This window comes from Dolichospermum sp. LEGE 00240, assembly GCF_015207875.1.
Classification (GTDB): domain Bacteria; phylum Cyanobacteriota; class Cyanobacteriia; order Cyanobacteriales; family Nostocaceae; genus Dolichospermum; species Dolichospermum gracile.
Map to the genome: position 1 here is coordinate 96,628 of NZ_JADEVZ010000006.1, position 22,975 is coordinate 119,602.

The 22,975-nt window shown below is 39.2% G+C and carries 21 protein-coding genes, 1 tRNA gene and 3 pseudogenes; 12 read left to right on the top strand and 13 right to left on the bottom strand.

Features of this window, described 5'->3' with window-relative positions; all coding sequences use genetic code 11:
• Positions 1-247 precede the first annotated feature (247 nt).
• Entirely contained in the window at positions 248-667 is a 420-nt protein-coding gene (locus IQ226_RS03450) for a hypothetical protein (protein WP_193892155.1), read from the bottom strand.
• A gap of 457 nt (positions 668-1,124) precedes the next feature.
• Here IQ226_RS03450 and sat point away from each other — a divergent pair, with 457 nt between their 5' ends.
• Together sat and IQ226_RS03460 are read left to right on the top strand one after the other, a co-directional pair.
• The gene (sat, locus tag IQ226_RS03455) at positions 1,125-2,306 is read left to right on the top strand and encodes a sulfate adenylyltransferase (protein ID WP_193892158.1); all 1,182 of its coding nucleotides are present in this window, start codon (positions 1,125-1,127) and stop codon (positions 2,304-2,306) included.
• Between the two features lie 77 nt (positions 2,307-2,383).
• Entirely contained in the window at positions 2,384-4,534 is a 2,151-nt protein-coding gene (locus tag IQ226_RS03460) for a caspase family protein (protein ID WP_193892160.1), read from the top strand.
• Positions 4,535-4,591: 57 nt separating this feature from the next.
• On the opposite strand, the gene IQ226_RS03465 is transcribed toward IQ226_RS03460, so the two are convergent.
• Positions 4,592-4,954 carry a helix-turn-helix transcriptional regulator gene (locus tag IQ226_RS03465; RefSeq protein WP_193892162.1) on the bottom strand — a complete coding sequence of 121 codons (363 nt, stop codon included), beginning with the start codon at positions 4,952-4,954 and terminating at the stop codon, positions 4,592-4,594.
• Between the two features lie 185 nt (positions 4,955-5,139).
• Here IQ226_RS03465 and hetL point away from each other — a divergent pair.
• The 7 genes and pseudogenes from hetL to IQ226_RS03495 all read left to right on the top strand — a co-directional run bounded on the left by hetL (position 5,140) and on the right by IQ226_RS03495 (position 8,782).
• Positions 5,140-5,818 (top strand): annotated as a pseudogene (gene hetL, locus IQ226_RS03470) (heterocyst differentiation pentapeptide repeat protein HetL).
• Positions 5,819-5,964: 146 nt separating this feature from the next.
• Positions 5,965-6,729, top strand: a complete 765-nt coding sequence (locus tag IQ226_RS03475) for a Uma2 family endonuclease (RefSeq protein WP_193892165.1) — start codon at positions 5,965-5,967, stop codon at positions 6,727-6,729.
• Between the two features lie 293 nt (positions 6,730-7,022).
• On the top strand, positions 7,023-7,211 hold the full coding sequence (locus tag IQ226_RS03480) for a hypothetical protein (RefSeq protein ID WP_228039218.1): 189 nt from the start codon (positions 7,023-7,025) through the stop codon (positions 7,209-7,211).
• Positions 7,208-7,420 carry a hypothetical protein gene (locus IQ226_RS03485; RefSeq protein WP_193892168.1) on the top strand — a complete coding sequence of 71 codons (213 nt, stop codon included), beginning with the start codon at positions 7,208-7,210 and terminating at the stop codon, positions 7,418-7,420. The genes IQ226_RS03480 and IQ226_RS03485 overlap by 4 nt, the downstream gene beginning before the upstream one ends.
• A gap of 8 nt (positions 7,421-7,428) precedes the next feature.
• Positions 7,429-7,941, top strand: a complete 513-nt coding sequence (locus tag IQ226_RS03490; protein ID WP_193892171.1) for a hypothetical protein — start codon at positions 7,429-7,431, stop codon at positions 7,939-7,941.
• 314 nt (positions 7,942-8,255) lie between these two features.
• Positions 8,256-8,345 (top strand): annotated as a pseudogene (locus tag IQ226_RS24870) (acyl-CoA desaturase); the annotation flags it as partial.
• Positions 8,346-8,623: 278 nt separating this feature from the next.
• On the top strand, positions 8,624-8,782 hold the full coding sequence (locus IQ226_RS03495) for a hypothetical protein (RefSeq protein ID WP_193892234.1): 159 nt from the start codon (positions 8,624-8,626) through the stop codon (positions 8,780-8,782).
• Positions 8,783-8,826: 44 nt separating this feature from the next.
• Here IQ226_RS03495 and IQ226_RS03500 read toward each other — a convergent pair whose 3' ends face one another.
• A complete protein-coding gene (locus tag IQ226_RS03500) occupies positions 8,827-9,699 on the bottom strand; it encodes an S-methyl-5'-thioadenosine phosphorylase (RefSeq protein ID WP_193892175.1) in 873 nt (290 codons plus the stop codon).
• Between the two features lie 94 nt (positions 9,700-9,793).
• On the opposite strand from IQ226_RS03500, the gene IQ226_RS03505 reads away from it, so the two are divergent.
• Positions 9,794-10,462, top strand: a complete 669-nt coding sequence (locus IQ226_RS03505) for an N-acetylmannosamine-6-phosphate 2-epimerase (RefSeq protein WP_193892178.1) — start codon at positions 9,794-9,796, stop codon at positions 10,460-10,462.
• A gap of 21 nt (positions 10,463-10,483) precedes the next feature.
• Here the strand turns inward: IQ226_RS03505 and modB are convergent, their stop codons facing one another.
• The 3 genes from modB to IQ226_RS03520 form a co-directional block, all read right to left on the bottom strand.
• Positions 10,484-12,280, bottom strand: coding sequence for a molybdate ABC transporter permease subunit (gene modB, locus IQ226_RS03510; RefSeq protein ID WP_193892181.1), 1,797 nt, complete (start codon positions 12,278-12,280; stop codon positions 10,484-10,486).
• A 348-nt stretch (positions 12,281-12,628) separates the two neighbouring features.
• Positions 12,629-13,423 (bottom strand): molybdate ABC transporter substrate-binding protein, encoded by a 795-nt coding sequence (modA, locus tag IQ226_RS03515; RefSeq protein ID WP_193892231.1) that lies wholly within the window; start codon positions 13,421-13,423, stop codon positions 12,629-12,631.
• Positions 13,424-13,759: 336 nt separating this feature from the next.
• Positions 13,760-14,539, bottom strand: a complete 780-nt coding sequence (locus tag IQ226_RS03520; protein WP_193892184.1) for a YebC/PmpR family DNA-binding transcriptional regulator — start codon at positions 14,537-14,539, stop codon at positions 13,760-13,762.
• Positions 14,540-14,922: 383 nt separating this feature from the next.
• Here IQ226_RS03520 and IQ226_RS03525 point away from each other — a divergent pair, with 383 nt between their 5' ends.
• The gene (locus tag IQ226_RS03525) at positions 14,923-15,261 is read left to right on the top strand and encodes a metalloregulator ArsR/SmtB family transcription factor (RefSeq protein WP_193892187.1); all 339 of its coding nucleotides are present in this window, start codon (positions 14,923-14,925) and stop codon (positions 15,259-15,261) included.
• A gap of 478 nt (positions 15,262-15,739) precedes the next feature.
• Here the strand turns inward: IQ226_RS03525 and IQ226_RS03530 are convergent.
• The 6 genes from IQ226_RS03530 to IQ226_RS03555 all read right to left on the bottom strand — a co-directional run bounded on the left by IQ226_RS03530 (position 15,740) and on the right by IQ226_RS03555 (position 20,627).
• Positions 15,740-15,816: transfer RNA gene (locus IQ226_RS03530), tRNA-Met, on the bottom strand.
• Positions 15,817-15,876: 60 nt separating this feature from the next.
• A complete protein-coding gene (locus IQ226_RS03535) occupies positions 15,877-16,830 on the bottom strand; it encodes an asparaginase (protein WP_193892190.1) in 954 nt (317 codons plus the stop codon).
• A gap of 117 nt (positions 16,831-16,947) precedes the next feature.
• On the bottom strand, positions 16,948-17,448 hold the full coding sequence (locus IQ226_RS03540; protein WP_193892193.1) for a CGLD27 family protein: 501 nt from the start codon (positions 17,446-17,448) through the stop codon (positions 16,948-16,950).
• Between the two features lie 5 nt (positions 17,449-17,453).
• Positions 17,454-17,891, bottom strand: a complete 438-nt coding sequence (rsfS, locus tag IQ226_RS03545) for a ribosome silencing factor (RefSeq protein ID WP_193892196.1) — start codon at positions 17,889-17,891, stop codon at positions 17,454-17,456.
• Positions 17,892-18,498: 607 nt separating this feature from the next.
• Positions 18,499-19,803 carry an O-antigen ligase gene (locus IQ226_RS03550; protein WP_193892199.1) on the bottom strand — a complete coding sequence of 435 codons (1,305 nt, stop codon included), beginning with the start codon at positions 19,801-19,803 and terminating at the stop codon, positions 18,499-18,501.
• Positions 19,785-20,627 carry a YaaW family protein gene (locus IQ226_RS03555; protein WP_193892202.1) on the bottom strand — a complete coding sequence of 281 codons (843 nt, stop codon included), beginning with the start codon at positions 20,625-20,627 and terminating at the stop codon, positions 19,785-19,787. Before IQ226_RS03555 ends, IQ226_RS03550 begins: the two co-directional genes overlap by 19 nt.
• Before the next feature lie 179 nt (positions 20,628-20,806).
• Between IQ226_RS03555 and IQ226_RS03560 the strand changes: the two are divergent.
• A pseudogene (locus IQ226_RS03560) lies at positions 20,807-21,163 on the top strand (IS4 family transposase); the annotation flags it as partial.
• Between the two features lie 213 nt (positions 21,164-21,376).
• On the opposite strand, the gene IQ226_RS03565 reads toward IQ226_RS03560, so the two are convergent.
• Positions 21,377-22,315, bottom strand: a complete 939-nt coding sequence (locus tag IQ226_RS03565; RefSeq protein ID WP_193892205.1) for a LysR family transcriptional regulator — start codon at positions 22,313-22,315, stop codon at positions 21,377-21,379.
• Positions 22,316-22,975: the final 660 nt, after the last annotated feature.

Sequence of the window (22,975 nt, forward strand, 5' to 3'; positions counted from 1 at the left end):
TTTGTTGCCTGATAAATGGCGATCGCATTAAATCATAGCACTATGCGTGATCAATCAATGCGATCGCTAAATGATTTAGGCTTTGCTGATTAAGGGTACGAATTTTAGCCTCACGCAAAGGCGCAAAGGCGCAAAGGTAAGAATTTCAGGGTTAAAAAGTTGAAACTATTCATTTACCTATCACTTGCTCAGATTTGAGACTATTCTTCCCTCCTTCTAATTCTTCCTCCTGACTCCTGCTGTATTTCTAACGTCGTTGTGAATTCTCAAAACGGTATTCAGTCCCAACTTTAAGTTGACTGCCATTATAGCGGGGAGTCATTAACAAAGAAGAATCGTAGGGATTTGGTAAATCAGGTGTCCGCAAATAGGGATCATTTAATGTTTGTTGAGCCATAACATCAAGATAAAGTGTATTTACCAACTCAGCATCTTTAGCGATTTCATTGTCAGTAAAAGTAGTACCAAATTTTTTCCCAGGTCCAATTAAAGCATCTACTTTACGTTTTAAACTGCCATTGTCATAAAAGTTGGGATCATGGCGAAAATAAGCTCGTTCAAACATACCACTGGTTGTTTCAGTTTCAGCTTTAGCAACTAAAGGTAAGACAAGACTAGTAGCAAGAAGTATCAGTACCCCACTCAAAACTGGAAATTTTATCCTCATCTTATCAACTCCTCTATGTTTGGGTGAATCTTCTATTTATACTTAATTTGAAAACTCTCTTGAGTTTAAACTTTGGTGTAACACAACTTTTATTGTAATTGTTTGTAATATTTTATTAGGAGGAATCAGGAGTCAGGAGTCAGGAGTTCGGAGTCAGGAGTTCGGAGTTTAGGAGGAAGAAGAAAGAAGTAAATTAATCTATACCTCTGCCCCCTGCCCCCTGCTCCCTGCCCTTTAATCTCACCCTTTCCGACCGGCAAAGGAAAAAAATTCACAGAAATTTAACAATGTGTACCAATAATTTGGTAACTTAATACATATAGCAGTCCTAAATGAAATGTGAACATCTCTTATTTTCCTACCTCTGTGTCCTCTGTGTCCCTGTGGTTCGTGAAAAAAACTAGTTCATAACTCAAACAGGATTACTATAGTTTGCAACAATTAGGGAAAAATTACGTTGAGTTACCATCCAGATGCCATTGCCGCCCACGGTGGAGAGTTAATTAACCGGGTTGCTTCCTCAGCACAAAGAGAACTATTTCTCTCCAAAGCTGACTTTTTACCGCGTGTGGAACTTGATGAGCGAGCAGTTTCCGACTTAGAAATGATTGCCATTGGTGGTTTTAGTCCTTTGACTGGTTTCATGAACCAAGCAGACTATAACCGAGTCGTCACAGAAATGCGGTTAGCTAACGGTATTGTCTGGTCAATTCCTATTACACTGTCCGTCACCGAAGAAGTAGCAGCCCCTCTACAAAAAGGCGGTTTAGTGCGTCTGGATAACCCCAGAGGCGAGTTCATTGGGGTATTGGAACTGACCGAGAAATATATTTACAACAAACAACAGGAAGCCATCAATGTTTACCGCACTGATGATCTTAACCATCCTGGGGTGCAGGTAGTTTATAACCAAGGTTCTATCAACCTAGCAGGTGATATTTGGTTATTACAACGGGATGATCATCCCCATTTTCCCAGTTATCAAATTGACCCTGCTGCGTCACGGGCAATGTTTCGAGAAAAAGGCTGGAAAACAATTGTGGGTTTCCAAACTCGCAATCCTATCCACCGCGCCCATGAATATATTCAAAAATGCGCTTTAGAAACTGTAGATGGTCTATTTTTGCATCCATTGGTAGGGGCAACTAAGGAGGATGACATCGCCGCTGATGTGCGGATGCGTTGTTATGAAATTTTACTAGAACACTATTACCCTGTAGATAGAGTAATTTTGGCCATTAACCCAGCAGCTATGCGTTATGCAGGTCCCAGGGAAGCCATTTTCCATGCTTTAGTGCGGAAAAATTACGGCTGTACACATTTTATTGTTGGACGTGATCATGCTGGTGTAGGTGACTACTACGGCACTTATGACGCTCAGTATATATTCGATGAATTCGCCCCTGAAGAATTGGGAATTGTGCCAATGAAGTTTGAACACGCTTTCTATTGTAAGCGCACCAAACAAATGGCCACAACTAAAACCAGTCCTAGTAGTCCAGAGGAACGGGTTCACCTGTCAGGAACAAAGGTACGGGAAATGTTACGTCGGGGTGAATTACCACCACCAGAATTTTCTCGTCCAGAAGTTGCGGCTGAGTTAACCCGGGCTATGCGGATTTCTCCTGTATTGGTTTAGATTAAGATTAAAAACTTTACTGTACAGACTTTAGCCTTTAAGCTATTAGCTAATGGGCTAGGGTCTGATAGCTAAATATGAAACGGCGTAGGTTTTTACAACGGATTAGCGGCTTATTAGCGGCATTGGGAGTGGCGGAAACTGAGTGGTTGAGTTTGGGAAATCCCTATTACCAGGCTTTAGCACAATCTCACCAGCGGAAGTTAGCATTATTGATAGGCATTAATCAATATCCACAAAGTCCTGCTCTGGGGGGTTGTGTAACTGATGTGGAGTTGCAAACAGAACTGTTAATTAATCGTTGTGGCTTTGCAGCAGCGGATATTTTAACTTTAACTGATGAACAAGCTAGTAAAGATTTTATTAAAGCGGCTTTTTTAGATCACTTGGGTAAGCAAGCCAAATCTGGAGATGTGGTGATTTTCCATTTTTCTGGCTATGGGACTTGTGTAAATTTGGGGACGGGAATATTAGCAAATGCCATAGTTCCTGTTGATGAGAATAATTTATTAGGCACAAAATCGAGAAACTATTTATTGACAGAAACTCTGTTATTATTATTGCGATCGCTCCCTACAAATCAAGTGACGGCAATATTAGATACCAGTTACAATCATTTTCCTGATTTAAAACCTACTGCTTTACAAGTGCGTACCCGTCCAGAATCATCAACATCAGTTTTACAAATACAAGAATTAGAGTTTTTATCCCAACTGAAAAATCAGCAATTAGCTAATAATCATCCTCTGATTATCAATGCTACCTCAGAACTAAATCAGCAAGCCGGAGAATTTAGTTTCTCTAATTACACTGCGGGATTATTAACTTATGCTTTAACTCAATATTTGTGGGAAACTACCCCAGCTAAAACAATTTCGGTTTTTCTTTCTGGTGTTGCTACTTCCATGTATCAGTTGGGTGGAAAACAACAACCAAGTCTATTAAATGAGTCGAAGAAATTTCCAAATAATTTAATTATTGATTATTTTCCCATTGATAACTTGAGAAGTATTGGCGTGGTTCAAGCCATAGAAGAAGATGGTAAAATATTCAAGTTATGGTTGGGGGGATTACCTCTCCCCATTCTCACTAATTATGGCGTAAATTCTCGGTTAATTTTGGAGACAGGGGCAGAATTAACTGTTAAATCACGAAGTGGGTTAGTAGCTAAAGCTAAATTGACAAATAAAGAGATTACTAATCTACCTCAAGTTGGGCAAATAGTTCAAGAAAGTATTCGCATATTACCCCGCAATATTTCTGTAAATGTGGCCTTAGATGAGAATTTGGAAAGAATTGAAGTGGTAGATGCTACTAGCGTTTTTTCGGGAATTAGCCGCATTGCTAATATTGTTACCACCCAAGAAACTGCTGATTATGTATTTGGTAAAGTTGCCCAAATTCCTAGCCGTTATGGTCTTTTTTGCCTGGGTGGTGAACCAATTATTAATACTATCGGGGAAGTTGGGGAAGCGGTGAAGGTGGCAGTACAGCGATTAACACCGCAATTTTCGACCTTGCTGGCATCGAAGTTGTGGCAGTTGACAGAAAATCAAGGTTCTTCCCGTTTACCTGTGAGGGCAACTTTAGAGGTTGTGAATAGCATTGTCCCCTATGTGTTTATGGTGCGGGATACCTTGGGAACTGCTAGTCAGGATAAGATTTTACAACCACCTGGCTATGAGGGAATTGCTATGCCGACAATTCCTGTAGGTGGTCGCTTGCAATATAAAATCGAAAATTTGAGCGATCGCCCTATATACTTAATTTTAGTGGGTTTAAATAATAATCAAAATGCCTTTGCTTTTTATCCTTGGGAAGTTTTTCCAGCCACGGAAATTCCCCATAGCAAACCCCAACTAATGGAAATTCTCATTCCTCCAGGCCAAACTATGAAAATACCAGATAATCAATCTGTATCTGGTTGGTTATTACCGACTCGTTATACTTTTTGTGAACACCAAATTATCCTGAGTACCTCACCGTTTCCAGAAACTCTCACAGCATTGGCGATGCCTTCGGCCAGCGCGGCTATCGCTAAATATCCTACCACAGATCAACAAGCTATTGGTCCGATAGTTAATCCTTTGGAAGTTGCCCAAGCCATATTACAGGATTTACATAACGCTAGTCAAGTCGAAACTGATATTAATATTACTGCCAATGATGCCTATGTTTTAGCTGTTAATCATTGGGCAAGCTTGAACTTTAGTTTTCAGGTTGTTTAGGAAGTAGGGGCGCAGAGCCTGCGTCCACTCAAGAGTCACCGAGTCAGTAAGCCCTATTTAAAATACTGTATTTTTACTATGAAAAGCTTTCAAGCTTTCAGCTTGCTGTTGTATACGCTCACTAATGCGATCGCACGCTAACTCACAAAGCTCAAAAATATCCGGGTCAGCAATGTCATAATAGGCGCTCGTTCCCTTGGGTTGACGAGATAAAATTCCCGCTTGAGTTAACACTTTCAAATGCTTAGATAGATTGGCCTGCCCTAAACCAGTTGCTTCCCCAATCTCCATTACATTCATAGAACCTGATTTGAGACAAGTTAAAATTTGTAACCGACTTCCTTCGGATAACACCTTGAAATAGTCAGCCACCGCTGCAATAATAGCTGGATCACCTGTAGACGGCTTTGTTTTTGGCATTATGGCAACTCAATCATCAGCACAACAATTCATCACTATTTAGGATTATAACCAAATATCAATAATTTAGGAATAGGAGATAAAAAAGTTCACCAAATCACAAAAATGTGGTATAATCACTATACAGTTATTAAGTGGATTAATCAAAAATTTTACTTTCTGTTTAACATATCCAAAATCTATTTATGAACGTAAATGAAATTACCAAACTCTATGCTACTGGAGAAAGAAATTTTCAGCGAATTAACCTCCAAGACGCAGAACTAACCAACGCAAATTTAGAAGGTGTAGATTTTAGCTATGCTGATTTACGTCAGACAAGATTAGGTAAAACAAATTTTAGTAAATCTTGTTTAAGACAAGTTAAGTGAAGCAGATTTATATCAGGCTATTCTTAGGGAAGCAGACCTAACAGGAGCAAAATTAGTTAATACTAAACTAGATTAAGTTAACCTAATTAAAGCTAGTTTATGTGGAGCAAACTTACACGGAGCTAAACTTTCAGGTTCATTACTAATTAAAGCAGATTTACGCCCCAGTTCCAACCAACGCACAGATTTAGGATATGCAGTATTAACTCAAGCAGATTTAAGTTATGCAGACTTAAGAACCGCCACCTTACATCATGCTAACTTAGATGGTGTAAAATTGTGTCGAGCTAGTTTAGGGCGCATAATTGAATGGGGAGAAGTAACGACAGATTTAACAAATGCTAGTTTAAAAAATGCAGATTTAAGTTATGCAAATCTGAGTCATGTTATCTTGAAAAATGCTAATTTACAAGGAGCAGATTTAACCGGAGCAATTCTCACAAATACAGATTTTCAAGGTGCTATTATGCCAGATGGGGTAATACATGATTAGAAGTTTTATAAGATCCCCGACTTCTTTTTGGATATTGCAAATAAATTATGAATTCACGTCAGAAGTCGGGGATCTCATTATTGTCGTGTTCACATTTGATTGAGAATAACTATATACTAATATCTAACCCCTTATTCGTGTTTCCTATGGTTGTAAGTGCTTCGACCACCAAAATCACTTGGGAACTCTTACCCGAAGACTTCGTTTTAGACGATGAACCTGTGGATAATGTCAATCAACCCAGTCTAGCAGCAGCACTCACAGAAAGCCTAGAACTCGCCGGTAAACTGCCAGAAACTGCCCTCGCTACCACCAATTACGGCATCTGTGCCACAGTAAATGATAAATTTGTCATCAAAGCCCCTGACTGGGCTTACGTGCCACAAATTACAGTGCCTAGAGAACAAATCCAACGCAGTTACACCCCCCACAAACAGGGACAAATTCCTACGGTGGTTATGGAATTTCTTTCCGATACAGATGGCAGTGAATATTCTAATAAACATACCTATCCTCCCGGAAAATGGTTTTATTATGAACAAGTTTTACAAGTTCCTGACTACATCATTTTTCAACCAGATATCGGTGAATTAGAAATATATCACCTGCATGAAAATGGACACTATAAATTGCGTTCCTCAGATGACAATAACCGTTACTGGTTAACTGAAATGGAATTATTTATTGGTGTTTGGCAAGGAAAACGCGAAAACCGTCAAGGTTACTGGTTACGCTGGTGGGATCAAGATGGTAATTTGCTACTTTGGGGTTCTGAGTTAGTGCAACAAGAACGACTTGCAAAAGAAACTGCTCAACAACAAGTTAACCAAGAACGACTTGCAAAAGAAGCAGCTTTAAAACGCTTGGAAGAGTTAGAAAAACGCCTGCGAGATGCTGGCATTTCTGACTAACTTTTATTCAAAATTAATGGCAACGTTGCGGTAGGTACTGCGATCGCTTTTTGGGGTATGGGAGGCGATCGCACAAGCTCTGACTTGTCAGTTTACTTACGCTAGGTATTGCCTTTAGTGCAGATGGAAGAAACCTATCGCATTTTTGGGAATAAGACCATTATTCCTGTAAACTAGAGAAGGATGTAAAAACAGTGATATGGTCAGAGTTTATTTAGACACTAGTACCCCAGGGCGGAAGTCAAAAGTCAAAAGTCAAAACGAAGACAGTATAGGCTTTTTAACGATTTAGAATGGTTGGTTTATTTACGCCGTGTTGTACTAGTATTTATAATCGTCAATTTGACGACCAAACACAGCCAAAAATCTTTCTAGAAACACAAGCAGCAATTTTAATTTTGCAAATGGTTCAAGCCCGTCGAGATTTATCACTAAAAGTAATTAACCCAGCAGATTTGATTTTGGAGATAGAAGAAAGATGACAATTAAAGTTATTAACGAACAACAAAATTTACAAGAAGTAATGCAGGTTTTACTAACTCACCTAGAACCAGGAAAAGTAATGAAATTTTGGGCTGCTTGTAAATTAGGTGAAGGAGATTATTTACAACTTAAAGAAAAGCTATTTTCTGAAGAAACAGTTGATAGTTTATATGAGAAAATCAAACAATATCAAGAGTCTGGTGATTAAAGATAGTAATGTTAAACCTAGCCAAAATTCAAACCCTAGCTCAAGAATACAGTCCCCAGGAACTTTTCGCAGCATTAGTATGGCAACGTCGCTTTAATGAATTTAACGGGGAAGAAGTTATTCAGGATCTTATTCAAAATTCTCATTTATGGGCAAGTTTTCTGTTTACGAAACCAATTTTTGCACCAGATGAACATGGTTTAAGTTTTGGTGGTTTGGTAGATACCTTATTGGCAATGGCAAATTATCGCCCGATGCCAGAATCGAGTATAATACACTTTGTAGCTTATCCTGGCGATACTCTGTACATTTTGACAGAAAACCAAGATACTATCGTGTCTCAGCTTTTGGATTTGGGTAAAAAGTGGCGTGCAGACTCAGTGGATATTACTGATGGTAATAATGAAGAGTATGGTTTGCGACTTCAGCGCAGGTTACAAATGAGGTTACAAGGTGGTTTGGAAGGTGAGTCATTTTGGGAACAGCGAGATGGTGTAGTGATTGCTTATTGGTGGGATTAATGATTAAAAAAATGTCAATCTCTATCCTGTAAATCCTGATTCTGACAAAACAAACAATACTAAATCCTCTCAATCCTTAAATCTAAAAAATCTTGTTTTTCACCTGGGATAGTTTACAGAAAAAATGATTTTTTGATTCCAGCAAAAGTTCTCAATCTCTATCCTGCAAATCCTTTAATCCTGGACATCCTGATTCTGACAAAATAAGGATAATGAATGAAGTGCGATCGCCATATACTATACATAGTCAACTTTTCCGAAGTTTGGGGAAACACATTACCTCCAGCAATTTTAACACAAAGTCCAGAAGCCGCATGCAAATTCCCCTGGCATTGTGTCTATATGCCCTGGGAGGGTGGTCATTTATCATTTATGGTGTGTTTTTGAGGTCTGTGATTCTTTGGCCAGCAATTCTCATTTTCAGGTTTTATCGCTCAAAAGTCAGAATCACGGATTATATGGATTAAAAGATGGCGCGGATTAGGTTGTTTGCTATGATAAGAGTCACTAAAATCCGTGAAATCAGTGCAATCCGTCTAATCCGTGATTCTGACCCTATTTTATTTTTTTCAAAATGAGAATTGCTGCATCTTTCTAATCGCATTCCAAGTATTTGTTGTGTAAATAATGAAAATAAAGTAAAATTAAGTTATACCCTCAGTTAGAAAAGAGGTATAACTCAATGACAAGCATCAAAACAGCTATTTCAATTGAAGAATCACTTTATGAAGAAGCTTTATTAACTGAAAAAATTGGTAAGCTATCAAAAGAAAGAATTAGACAAATTTTAGCAGGATTAACAATAGTCACAGAACCACAAGAAATAGATTTTGCTGAATAAAAGCTGCATTTTATTTTTACCCTCATCCCCAATCCCCTATTCCCTTACAAATACTTCTCCAACAACAAAGCCAGCTTCTCCTTAGTTGCTGCTGGTGCTTTCTCCAAATTCGTCAAAATCGCATACTTCAAAGCCGAATGCGCCTCACTAGCAGGGGGATTTGCACTCAACCGCTTCACAGTTTCTTGAATTACCTTTTGTGCATTTACCGCATTTTTATGTAAATTCCCAATTACCATTTCCACCGTCACACTATCATGATCGGGATGCCAGCAATCATAATCCGTCACCAGCGCCAAGGTTGCATAAGCGATTTCCGCTTCCCGTGCTAACTTCGCTTCCGGTAAATTTGTCATCCCGATTACCGTAGCATCCCAACTCCGGTAGAGATGAGATTCAGCTTGAGTGGAAAAAGCCGGTCCCTCCATACATACGTAAGTACCACCATCATGTAACGTCACATCTGGTAAATTTAAAGAAGCGATCGCCTCCCCCAAAACCCCAGCCAAATTTTGGCAAATCGGTTCACCAAAAGTAATATGTGCCACAATCCCCTCACCAAAGAACGTAGAAATGCGATTCTTAGTTCGATCAATAAACTGATCAGGAATTACCATATCTAGGGGTTTAGCTTCCGCCTTCAAAGAACCCACAGCGCTCGCAGAGATTAAATATTCTACTCCTAATTGCTTCATCGCGTAAATATTCGCTCGAAACGGCAACTCAGAAGGTAACAAGGTATGATTACGACCATGACGTGCTAAAAACGCCACTCGGGTTTCCTCTAAAGTTCCGAGAATAATCCCATCCGACGGTGAACCAAAAGGGGTAGAAATCTCTATTTCCTCCACATCTTTCAGTGCTTCCATCTTATACAACCCGCTTCCACCAATGATGCCAATTCTAGCTACCGTCATAAACTATCCACTTTCTCATTAATTGAACTAACAAGTAATTTTACAGAAAACCTGTCCCTTGATAAAATTTTTGATATACAATTCCCAATTAAACATGACTAATTTACCAAAAGGATTAATTGTTTCCTGTCAAGCACCTGTAAACTCTCCATTACATGATCCTTATGTAATTGCAGCAATGGCAGAAGCAGCAGTTAATAATGGGGCTGTAGCTGTGAGAATTGACACACCTATTCATATTCAAGCTGTGCGGCAAAAAGTCCAAGTTCCAATTATTGGACTGTGGAAACAAGTAATAACTGGTTCTGATGTTTATATTACACCACAGTTTCATCACGCTGTGGCTGTATCTGAAGCAGGTGCAGATATTATTGCCATAGATGCTACTACGAGAAATCGTCCCGGTGATGAAAAGTTGGCAGATATTATTACTCTCATTGATCAGAAATTAAATAAGCCAGTTATGGCAGATGTAGATACCTATGAGGCTGCACAATTAGCTGTAAATGCAGGTGCAGATATTGTGGGAACTACTCTTTTTGGCTACACGACAGCAACTCAAAACTTTTCTCCTCCTGGTTGGGAATTACTCACTAAAATCATAGAAGATCTTGATACTTTTGTGATTTGTGAAGGTGGTGTTGCTTCCCCGGAAATGGCTAGAAAAGCTTTGGATTTAGGTGCTAATGCTGTTGTTGTTGGTGGGGCAATTACTGGAATTGATTTGTTAGTTAAAGCTTATGTAATGGGAGTCAAAAATTAAGAGTTTTTTACTGGATGGGTTTTACTCCATTAAGAGTAATTGCGAAGGTTCTAATTGTACATACCAGGGAAAAGGTTGATTTTGAATATTTTCCCATTTTTCTTTATAGATTTCTCCTTGTAAGTGATAGTCATGGGGATGATTACCAGGAAAATGTAGTTTGAGAAATACTGTCATGCGGTGAGGTGTTTCACTGGTACGCACTAAATAACAGGGGAAGGTGTTTATTTTTTGAGGATCTTTGGTGAAAATTAAATGATGAGCGCGAATACCAACATGAGATAATTGTGAAGGCATTTTCTCTCTGACTTGAAGAGTGCAATCCCAATCAATTGCTTCTATCCGTTGGGGAGACAAAATACTAGCACGGGAAAAGTTTTTACAACCTGTAAGTTGGGCGACATTTATACTCGCAGGATGTTGAAAAATCTCATATTTAGAACCATAATGTGCTTCTTTTCCCTGTCCTAATACTAATAGATTGGGACATAGCCGATAGGCTTCTTCCATATTATGAGTAACAAACAAAGTTACACCAGAATAATCATCCAGAATTTCTGTAACTTGTTGTTCTAATTGACTGCGAAGATGGGTATCTAAAGCGGAAAATGGCTCATCTAAAAGTAGTGCTTCTGGTTTACTTGCTAAAGCCCTAGCTAATGCTACCCGTTGCTGTTGTCCCCCGGAAAGTTGATGCGGATAGCGATCGCCAAATCCTTGTAATTGCATGGTTATTAACTGCTTTTCTACCTCTTCCTTAACATTTACAGATTTGGGTATGCCAAAAGCGATATTTTCCGCCACAGTAATATGTGGAAATAAGGCATAGTTTTGGAATAAAAAACCAATTCGGCGTTGATGAATGGGCAGATCAATTTTCTTTCCTGAGTCAAATAATACCCGATTATTTAAAACTATTTGTCCTTTATTTGGTGTTTCTATGCCGGCAATACAACGTAAAATCATACTTTTTCCAGCCCCAGACCCCCCCAATAATCCCAATGGTTGATTATCAGTATTTAAGGTAATTTGCAGATGAAAATTAGCTAGTCTTTTTTCAATATCTAAAAATAAGCCATTGGACGAAGAATCTTCTAATAATAAAGAAGATTTTTTTGCTAATTCTATTTGATTTGGAGATGGTTTTGTCAATCTTGATTTATATGCAAGTTCTTGCCAATAGTTAGCTAAAATAATACCTGAAAGAGAAATGATCATCATGGTAATTGACCAAAACCAAGCTTCATTTATTGACCCAGCTTCTACTGCGAAATAGATCGCCATTGGTATAGTTTGCGTTTGTCCAGGGATATTTCCTGCTAACATTAAAGTTGCCCCAAATTCACCTAAAGCCCGGGCAAATGCTAAGGTGGTGGCAGCAATAATCCCTGGAAATGCTAAGGGTAAACTAATCCGCCAAAAAATTGTCAATTCCTTCGCACCTAATGTTCTGGCTACGCGCAGTAAATTGGTATCAATTTGACTAAAAGCTGCTAATGCAGTTTTATACATCAATGGGAATGAAACTACTATAGCAGCGATCGCCGCACCATACCAAGTAAATACAATTGTCGTATTGAAGGGTTCTAACAGTTTACCCACTGGACCATTTTTCCCAAAAAATATCAGCAGTAAAAACCCAACCACAGTAGGGGGGAGAATCAACGGTGCAACAAATATCCCCTCAATTAAAGATTTACCTTTACCACGATATCCCAACATCCAATAAGCAGCAAATATACCCATAAAAAAAGTAATAAATGTTGCCAGTAAAGCCGTTTTTAACGATATCCAAAGCGGTGATAAATCCTGTGGCATAGTTTTCCCAGTTTGACTACATAGTTATAGGACTTACGCAAGTGTCACACCAAAAATCTGTTGTAGGGTGCTTTACTACTGCATAAATCCTGCAAATAAACAGATTGTTGATATCTGACGCACCCTACCAATGTGCCAGTTGCGTAAGTCCTGAATTAAATTGATTTAGGTCAACTTGGTTGGTATTATACCTTGAAATATTGTAAATTTATTTGATACTGCGACTATTTTTCATATAAGGTACTCAAGTTACTAGTTATCTCGTTGAGGCTGGTAACGACTTCTTTATTTAATCCTGTGAATAAATTCTGATTCATAGAAGTCAGGAATCTAAAATTTCACGGCTGCTTAAGGCAGAATAAACCCATATTTTCTGAATACGGCTTTAGCTTGATTGCTAGATAAAAATTGAGAAAATTCTTTAGCTGTATCAACATTTTTGCTACCTTTAATAATTGCTAAGGGATAAATAATGGGAGAGTGGTATTTTTCATCGGCTGTAACTACAACTTTGACTTTATCAGAGATTTTGGCATCAGTTATATAAACTAATCCTGCATCAGCATTACCAGTTTCTACAGATGCTAAAACCTGACGCACGTTATTCGCAAACACCAGTTTTGATTTAATTTCTGACCAAATTTTCAACTTTTCTAATACTTGTTGTCCATATTGTCCTGCGGGTACAGTTCTGGGTTCACCAATGGCGATTTTTTTGACTTTGGCATCTTTAAGATTGTAGAAACTAGTGATACTAACGGCATTTTTAGGTACTACCAAAACTAATTTGTTTTTAGCAATGATATTCCGAGTTCCTGCAACTAAAAGTCCTTTTTTTTCTAAAGCATCTACTTGTTTTTTTGCCGCAGATATAAAAATGTCCGCAGGCGCACCTTGTTCGATTTGTTGCTGTAATGCCCCTGAACTACCGAAGTTGTAACTAATATTGACGTTTGCTTTACTTTGTCGGTATAGGGGTTTAATTTCTTCCAGGGCTTCTTTTAAACTAGCAGCGGCAGATACAAGTAAGTTTGAATTTGATTGTGCTACAACAGAACCAGAAGCTAAGGTTGGTAAGCCAATTGTTAGTAGCAAAGCAGCTAGGGCTGTAGTGATTAAGACCAGTAGCTTTCTTCTTTTGATGGGTAAACTGGACTGAGAGAAATTTTTACTCATGGAATTGAGGCTCGGTATACTTTTACCAAGACTACCATAATATTTACCAGTTTTATTGGTAAATTTTTTCTGGAGAAATTGCAAAAATTGTATTGGTACGCTGTCACCAGAGGATGCTTACACTCAAATTCAAATGCTTTGGAAGCAATTAAAAACCCCTAAAAAATTTTACCAACCATAGAAAATTCGTAGTCTTTGCTACAAAATACCAAATTAATTGGTATTAATATGTGTCTATTAAGTTGGTATTGAAGATTTGAGGTCTGAGGTAAATGTCTACTCTTCTACGGAATTACAGGTAGCTTAGGTGATACTAAGTTCCATTAAACCATCCGCCATGTCAAAATTAGCTGTCACATTTTGGACATCATCTAATCCTTCTAGAGTATCAATTAATTTGAGAAGAGATTTGGCTTGATCTGCATCTGTAACTTCTACTTGATTACCAGGAAGCCAACGCAATTCTATATTTGTGACTTTAAAACCTTTTGCTTTTAAGGTTTGGCTGAGTTTCTCCAAATTTGCTATTTCTGTGAATACCTCAAATGTTTCCTCTGCAATGATTTCATAAGACTGGGCATTGCCTTCTAAGGAAGCTTCTAAAAGCTTGTCTTCATCAATTACACCTTCGACTACACAAACTCCTTTTTGGGAAAACATCCAACTTACACACCCTGTTTCTCCTAAATTTCCGCCATTTTTGCTAAAAGAGACGCGCAAATCTGCCGCAGTTCGATTCCGGTTATCTGTGAGGGCTTCAATTAAAATGGCGACACCACCAGGACCGTAACCTTCGTAGCGAATTTCTTCAAGGATGCTGTTATCACTGAAAGTACCTGCACCTTTAGCGTTCGCCTTGCGCGTGCCGTAGGCAATCGCTCTATCAATATTATCATTGGGAATGCCTGCTGCTTTGGCTTTATCAATGGCTGTCCTGAGTTGAAAATTACCTGCTGGATCTGGTATACCGTTTCTTGCAGCGACAATTATTGCCCGTGATAGTTGGGTGAATATACTTCCCCTTCTGGCATCTACTACGGCTTTTTGACGTTTAATATTTGCCCATTTACTATGTCCTGCCATAATTAAAAAAAATATCTATTCTCTATTCAAACATAAAATATCTAGGGCACATAGGGCTTGCTGAATAAATGCAAGACCTATATATATCAAAGGTTTGAGTCTGCTAAAAAAGAAAATAGGTGCAAGATTTTTGAAGGAGATAGTCCCAAAAGCGTGCATTTTGGGTTGAATAAATCACAAAATTTAGGGATAACAGATAGCCCAAACTCTTGCCTCTTGCCTGCCCTCACAGACAACTTTTTCAGCAACCCCTACATATATTTCAAAGTGAGAATTGCTGATGATGAAGAATTCAGGGATTTATCATCGGCTTAATTAAAGTTAATATAGATGATAGGCGATCGCCTATCTATAAAATCAAATATCATCAGGATAGATACCTAATGCTCTTAAATAAACCACTAACTTCTCCTATTACCACTCACAGTTTAATAGTATCGGGTTTTCATGCCCTATCAGATCCCATTAGAATCAGTGTTATAGAACTACTGCATCAGCATGAACTGTGTGTATGTGACTTATGTGATGCTTTAGAAATGAATCAGTCAAAACTTTCTTTTCACCTGAAAACTCTCAAGGAAGCAAGTCTAGTAAATTCCCGTCAAGAAGGACGCTGGATTTATTACAGCTTGAATATTTCCCAATTTCAGGTTTTAGAAACATATCTAGCCGAATTTCGCCTCAATTCTGGACTTTTATCCCCTCGTTCCTGTGGTGAATAGTCGGGAATTAGATTTGATACAAACTGAAATTATAAGGAAGAACGCCGAAAACCCTTGAAAATGTGGGTGACTCAGGAAGCCACATTTGGGCTTTAGACAAGGGATGAAGGCTAGAGGCTTTCCTTTATCCTGCATTGATTTTAATCCATATTCGTGATACAACTATATTGTCACTAAAGACATAAAAAGCTACCGAGGGACTCTCGGAAAGTTACGCTTGTCAGATATGATTTCGCCCGCCAAGTCCAACGAAATCAGGGCAAGAACCCAAATATTTAAGGAACCCTGCCTGAACCTGGGATAACTGAGGGATATAGACTGAAACTCTCTATAGAATCTCCGCGTCTTTAGACCGGAGAGTGTCAAGGCAAGATGAATTCTGAATAATTCTTGGGCGCAGGACCTGCGCCCCTACTTGCTGTTTTCATAAAACAAATCCCTGCAACTTTTTCAGATTACAGGGATTTATTTTTTTATTTGGTGGCGGGAAGTGGATTTGAACCACTGACCTTCGGGTTATGAGCCCGACGAGCTACCAGGCTGCTCTATCCCGCGTCGCTTTCGTCGCGCTTCTCTCGACTCCTTTAATATAGCGCGAAGTCAAAAGTTTGTCAACTACAAAAGCGATAATTCTCCAATTACTTCCAAACGCTTGTATTTCCCCAGGTTCATAAATTTCTCAGACAGGCCTTGGGCAACGCTGGGACTAATCCAACCCATTTGTTGGAGGACGTGAATAGCTACGGCATATTTAGCGCGTTTTGAGCCATCCATTACTTTAATAGCTAATCCCATGCCTTCACCAAGTCTGCCTATACACTGTACTCCTTCTGCCCCAGATTTACTAACCAGTTCACCAGGAGTGAGACGCATTAATTCTGTATCAAATTCCCCTTCGCCTGCTACCATTGTGGGGTGATGGTTCATGGCGCGGACAATGCGTTCCATGTCTACGCTATTACTGGAAGATAAAACAGCATATAGTGATGCCATTTGACTGAGTTGCATGAGATAGGTGGGTGCGCCGCAGTCATCATGGGCGGTGAGAAATTCTTCCGCTGGCATTCGCAACAATTCGGCTATTTTGGTGATAATTAACTGTTGGACTGGGTGTTTACGATCTAAGTAGTTAGTTAATGGCCAATGGCGTTGTTGACAAACGGCTAACATTCCTGCGTGTTTACCAGAGCAGTTATATTCTAGAGAACTACGTTTATCTTTAGGGATTGGGCAGTGCAGGGCATTGATGTCAATATCTGCCCGCCACAGAATGTTAAATACCTGTCTCACCTGTTCCATGCTGCCTTTGTGGGAACTGGTGATGATTGCTAAGTCTCGATCGCTCAAACCATAACGTTCCATTGTGCCTGTACTGGTGACAGCCAGAGCTTGAAATGGTTTGAGGGCAGAACGGACAAACGCGGCGGTTTCAGCGTTACCAGCAACGGAAAGTACCCGTCCCCGGTCATCACTAACTACAGCCTGGACTATATGCCGAGATTCGATAATACCTTCACGCAGCAACCGGACTTCCAGTGCTGCGGCTTGAGTGCGTTTTCCCATTGTCATGGGTTTATATCTATTTTGTTAGTTGTCAGTTGTCAGTTGTCAGTTGTTAGTTGTCAGTTCTTAGTTGTTAGTTGTTTTACTAATTACCAATGACCAATCACTAATGACCAATAAGACTTACAAGAAATGCCAAATTATAGTACCAATAAGATACATTAGAGCTAGGGCGGCAAAGGTAATTTGCAAGCGTTGAAAAATGGGTTTAATTTCGTAGGTAACAATTAGGCGATCGCGGCTCATGACTTCTGGGGGTTTTGTCCAGGTTTGTCCGTCGTACCAACCAGATTCTTCATAAAATACGGTGGGACTGTAAAGGCGATCGCGCACATAGAACCAACCTAAATATAACCTTACCAATGCTAACACTACAGTTACACTAGCAGCACCAGATCCACAAAGAAGAAAATTAAAAATCTGCTTTTGGGGAGGAAAGCTGGCTGCTGCCACAGGTCCGGCTATTAACCAAGACCAAGACCAAATCCAAAACATTTTTTTGGTGTAGTTACCCCAATTTAGGGTACTATCTCGAAATAGCCAAGCATTTTTTAGCTCTTCGTACTCATTCAGTGGTTGTTGTTCCTTTGGAACTGGGCAATTCTCTAGAGAGGATCGCATCATATTGGTTAACCCCCAATATTATCCGAGTTTGGTATGGGAATACGTTCCGCGTGTCCCCAGAACGCTTCTAAATTATAAAACTCTCGTTCCCTTGGCATCATGATATGGACGATAACATCACCATAATCTTGGAGTACCCAAGTTCCCTCGGCTTTTCCTTCGGTTCTGAGGGGTCGTCGTTGCCAGTCAATTTCCACTTGTCCAGCAATTGCGTCAGCGATCGCTCTCACTTGTACTTTAGAGTAACCAGTCATCATCACAAAGTAATCTGACAGGTAAGAGATTTCTGCCACATCAAGCAGGACAATTTCGACAGCTTTGCGGTCTAAAGCCGCCTCAGCAATGGTTAAAGCTAAATTTTTGCTTGTGGCTTCTGTGTCAGTTTTAGGTCTGCCCACAGCGTTCTTTGTCAATGGGAAATTTCCTCTTAAAGATTCAGTCATTCAACCTCATGTATTTTTTCTATGGCAGCAAATACTTATTCAACTTGCTTACAAATATTCTGAATTGCAATTGCATGAATAGGTTTTCTCTAGATAGTAACATATTCTACAGCTGATTACTTTATAAACCAGGGTAACGAGACCCGATTAACCAACCAAAAATGCGTTCTACTACCAATACCTTGTCCAAATTAGAAAAAGCCTTGATTTGTAGATTGGGTTGTTCGCGTTAGCGTTGCGGAGCAGTTAGCATGAAACCCAACGGATTTGTTGAGGGAGGGCGATAGCGAAGCGCTGCTGCAAGCAGTTCGCTCATCCTCTGCGGGAGATAAAAAAATCATATTGGAGTTTTGAGTTCAGGGGGTGCGATAGCACGTGAGTTCGGAGTTAGGAGTTCGGAGTTAGGAGTTCGAAGACGCTACGCGAACGGAGTTATGATTTTTTCAACCAGATCATAAGGGCTTGAGACTCCTACGTGGGGTGAGTTTTCCACAAGCTACGTTATGTCGAACTCACGTGATAGCGAAGCTGACCGAAGGTATCGCTTTTACCTTAAAATGGAATCCATTCCCCGGCTGAATGCTGACCCAAATTTTTCAAATATTATTTATAATTCCTGTATATGACATGATTGATATTGATACATAACTCCAGATAATGCAGCTAGGAAAACCCAAGAGAGAGTATTTAGCCGGATATCAAAAGTAGTAACATCAACAGTATTAAATAGTATCCATCCGCTAAAGGTGATCAGATAACTCAAGAAGACTAGGTGATTTTCTGGTTCTATATATCTAGATTTCCAGAGAATTTGACTGGCTGTCATTAATATCCAAATTAGTAACCCACAAAATAGCAAAGTAGTAATTAACCCAGTTTCCGCCGACAGCATTAAAAATAGATTATGAGGATGGTTGACATCAATTTGCATTTGGGTTTTATAAAGTCCTCCGAAACTGCGTAAACCTGAACCAGTTAAAGGATATTGTTGAGTGAGATTCCAGGCAAATTCCCATTGAGTTTTTCGCATTAATCCCACCGGTCTATCAGGGAACATATCATCATTTAACCGCGCCCAAATACCGTAGGGAACAAAAAGGCGGAAAAACTGGGCAATAGGTGAAGGTGCAAAAGCTGCCAAAAAACAAAAACTGGTAATGGTGAAAACGGCCGCAACAATTAATCGCCAACCTTTATATAAAGCATAAGCTAAACAGGCAAAAATAGTGATTCCCCAACCATTACGAGAATTGGTTAAAATTAAGGCGATAAAGTTAGCACATACAGCAATTGTCAAAAAGATAATTAGGCGATTTTTTTGCTTTAATTTGTGGTAGTTTTCTAGCCATAAACCCAAACCCAAAATAAAAATAGTTACTAAATAAGCAGCTAAAGTATTAGGGTGCATGAAATTAGCAGTCATGCGTCCTGATAATGACTTTTCTGGTGCAACTATCCAATCAAAAACAATCCATAAAAACTGAAATTGGAAATTCCAACCGAGGAATAATTGTCCAAAACCGATGATTAAAACAGGTACAGATCCAAACACCATGATCCAAGCAATTTGTCGTAATTGGGCGGGTGTTTGAATCAGGGGAGTGAGTCCGGTAAAAAAGAAGAAGAAGGGGATGAAGTTGAATAAACCCAAAACAGCATCGAGTTTACCAGAGGCGAATCCGGTGGTAATTAGGAGTAAGATACTCAAAAGAGCAAATCCCTTGTGAATTGGGCGATCGCTAATGATATGGTATTGTTTACGCCAGGTTAGCAATGATGCCACAACTATAGAAATACCGCCCAAAAATGGACTCAGGGGGCAAAATATTAGTCCAAATTGCAGCCAATTCCAAGGGGTTTGTAAGCCGGGATTTGGATGATCACAAGTTTTCTTTAAGCTATTTCCCAACATTCTGTACGGGTAAGACGAATTTGCGCGAGGGTAAAGACAGTAGGAATAATTCTGCCATAATTTGTGGCGATCGCTCTCCAACCCAAATCAGCAAAAAACCAAGCCCACATCACAGGACCTACCAAAGCAAATGCACTACGAACTGCACCATAACGGGCTGCACTCATGGTCATACCCCGACGGGACATTTGTAAAGCCACATAGTTTTGAAACTGTTTAGTAGCTAATCCTGTCCCTGTAATTGCTGCTTCTTTAGCCACTTGATAGGTAGCAAAATGAATCGCAAATTGATGGGCGATTTGTTGCAGAACAAAAGGTTGGATGACAGAAGTTACAGCCAAAGCACTACCACCTTTAAATATTAATCCTAAAGGATCACGTTGCAATGACAATGGTAATGGTTGTTTAAATTTTGTTTGCGATAATTGACCTTGGACATTAATAGTTAGTTGTTGCTTATCTGTTTTTGGCAACTTTTTCCAAACCTTTCCTAGTAGGTGCAAAAATACTTCTGCTTCTAAATCAATTGTTGTTAAATCTTGATAATACTGAATTTTCAAATATTTGCATACTTGAATGAGGGCTTGTCGGTAAGTTACTTGATCAGTACGTCCGCGTAATACAGTGATACCATCAGCTGCTAAAAACCGAAAGCGATTTTCTATTGTATCTAACCAAGCTTGATGATCTTGGCTTTGTACTGCAATGGGTTCGGGTGTGTGAACATAATCTAAGGGGTTAAACTTGCGACTAAACAGAATAGCTGTCAAGTCCTGTAGTTCCTCTTCGGTGGCTAATTCCAATACCGCCCTGAGTTCTTCCAATTTCCCTTCCTCTCTTCTGTACCACTTAGTCTGTACCTTATTCTACTATCTTGTCAATCAAAAATCTTTCAATAGCAACTGAGTTGAGCCTATATTTAATATCTGCGGAAGGTTGATTATAACACTTTTTTGCAAAAATTGAGTTCTAGCTGTAATATTCGATTATGTACCTCTTTAATGTGGTAGCGGATTTATATCGGCGACCTTGACGGATTGAAGATGCTTTTAATATAGTAAAAAGACTCTTGGGGTTAAGTTATTTATGGACGGGTTCAATTAATGGAATTAAATTACAAATTTGGGCAACTTGGATATTTTATGCGGTTTTAGTCGATTTAGGTGATGCTGTAGCTATGGCTCATCAAAAAGGTAAGGCAACAGATCCTGTTAAGTATTTTGCTGACCTCCAAAATCGAGATTTAGGTATTATTAAACAGAAACGAAAACCAAACATAAAATTAATTGTCGCTCCTTTTCCTGAGCTTCAAAGAGGGACTGACCAATTTTTTTCCAATAATTATCCGAAAGCCTCTTGACAAAAGACTTACAGCCTTAACTTGTCACCAATGGCGGTAGATAGAGTTAGTTATACGCCTAACCAATCTTCTCCTGTGCTTTGGGTAATTTCTGCACTTGACATTCTCCCGCAGCGATCGCATCTCACCTGCAGCAATTTTACCACTCCTGTCCCCACACTACTCACTCTCATAGAATCAAGCCAACTGATTATGTATTTGTGCCAGCTTGATCTAAGGATTGGTTTCTACCGTATGATCTAATATTAAACCACCTTGCTCAGTAATTTTTTTCGCCGCCTCTAAAAGATACTGGTAATAAGTATGAGCAATAATAGATAACTGCTTACCAGCGGGATAAACCATATACCAAGTACGTTTAATTGGAAAATATTGCACATCTAAAATGCTAAATTCCGCAATGTCTGTGAGTAAAGTATGACGGGATAATACGGAAATACCTAGACCACCAGCGATCGCCTGTTTAATCGCTTCATTACTCCCCAACTCCAACTTCACCTTCACCTTGATTCCATGTTCCTCAAACAGACTTTGGACAGCACTGCGAGTTCCTGAACCCGGTTCTCGCATAATAAAGGGTTCTTCTCCCAAACGTTCAATCGGAATATTTTTTTCCTGGGCTAAAGGATGATTCGCAGGTGCAAGAACTATCAAAGGGTTTTCGAGAAATGGCTGGAAATTGACATCAAAATGATCAGGAATTTGACTCATAATATACAAGTCATCTAAATTACCCATCATCCGATCTAAAATCAGTTCATGATTTGTCACTTGCAGAGAAATATCAATCCCGGGATAAAGCTGACAAAAAGGACCCAACAATCTGGGAATAATATACTTAGCAGTTGTAATTACCGCCAGTCTTAACTGTCCTTGTTTTAATCCCTTTAAATCCGCAATAGTCATTTGAAACTTATCCATAGTCTCAAAAATTTGCCGACAAGTAGCAAATAATTCCCGTCCCGCTTCCGTCAAATATAAACGCTTTCCTACCTGCTCAAATAATGGCAAACCTACTGATTTCGTCAACTGTTTGATTTGCATGGATATGGTAGGTTGAGTCAAAAACAACTCTTCTGCAGCGCGTGTAAAACTACCATGTCGGGCAGCAGCCTCGAATACCTTCAACTGGTGTAACGTCGCTTGGTTCAAGCTTATTCTCCTCTGATCACAATTTGTAGATATAACTTTAGTATCACGTAACACTAAGGATTTTTTAAGTGTTATTTATACAAAGTTCTGAACCTTAGTATACAGAAAAATGGATCTTCAGAGTTTACAGAAAAAGCCTGTAGGGTGTGTAAAGCTCTTGCGGACATTGCTGTTGAATATTTCAGCATCTTAGATGATCATCAACAAGCTTTGACACTCTCAGAGGCTAAAGCCACTGAGCTTTACCCTTACCGAATATTACTGTAAAAACCTATTGCCCCGGTTTTTTTACAAAAGTTAACATATTCACAGGCATTGGTACACAAATCTTAATAAACTGTTAAATCTTTCTGTAATCACAAATTCAAATATATCAGTTAACAAAATTTGCAAAATAACTTATTGAATTATTGATATATTGTGGGGTAAGCTACAAATTCGGTGATGTGCAGTTTCTTCTCCCTTGCTCATCCCCTGACTGAATCTGTCTTCAGGAAAAATGCCCCATGATCAATCCTTACCGGCTTTAGGTAAAGACATCAGGAAAAAAAGAATGACAGCAAGCCAGCCTTGCATCTGGAATGCAGCTTTCAGGCAAAATTCCCCAGACAGCTTAATTAAGCCGATTTAGTCGGGTATGCAAACTCAAGATGAAAAGAT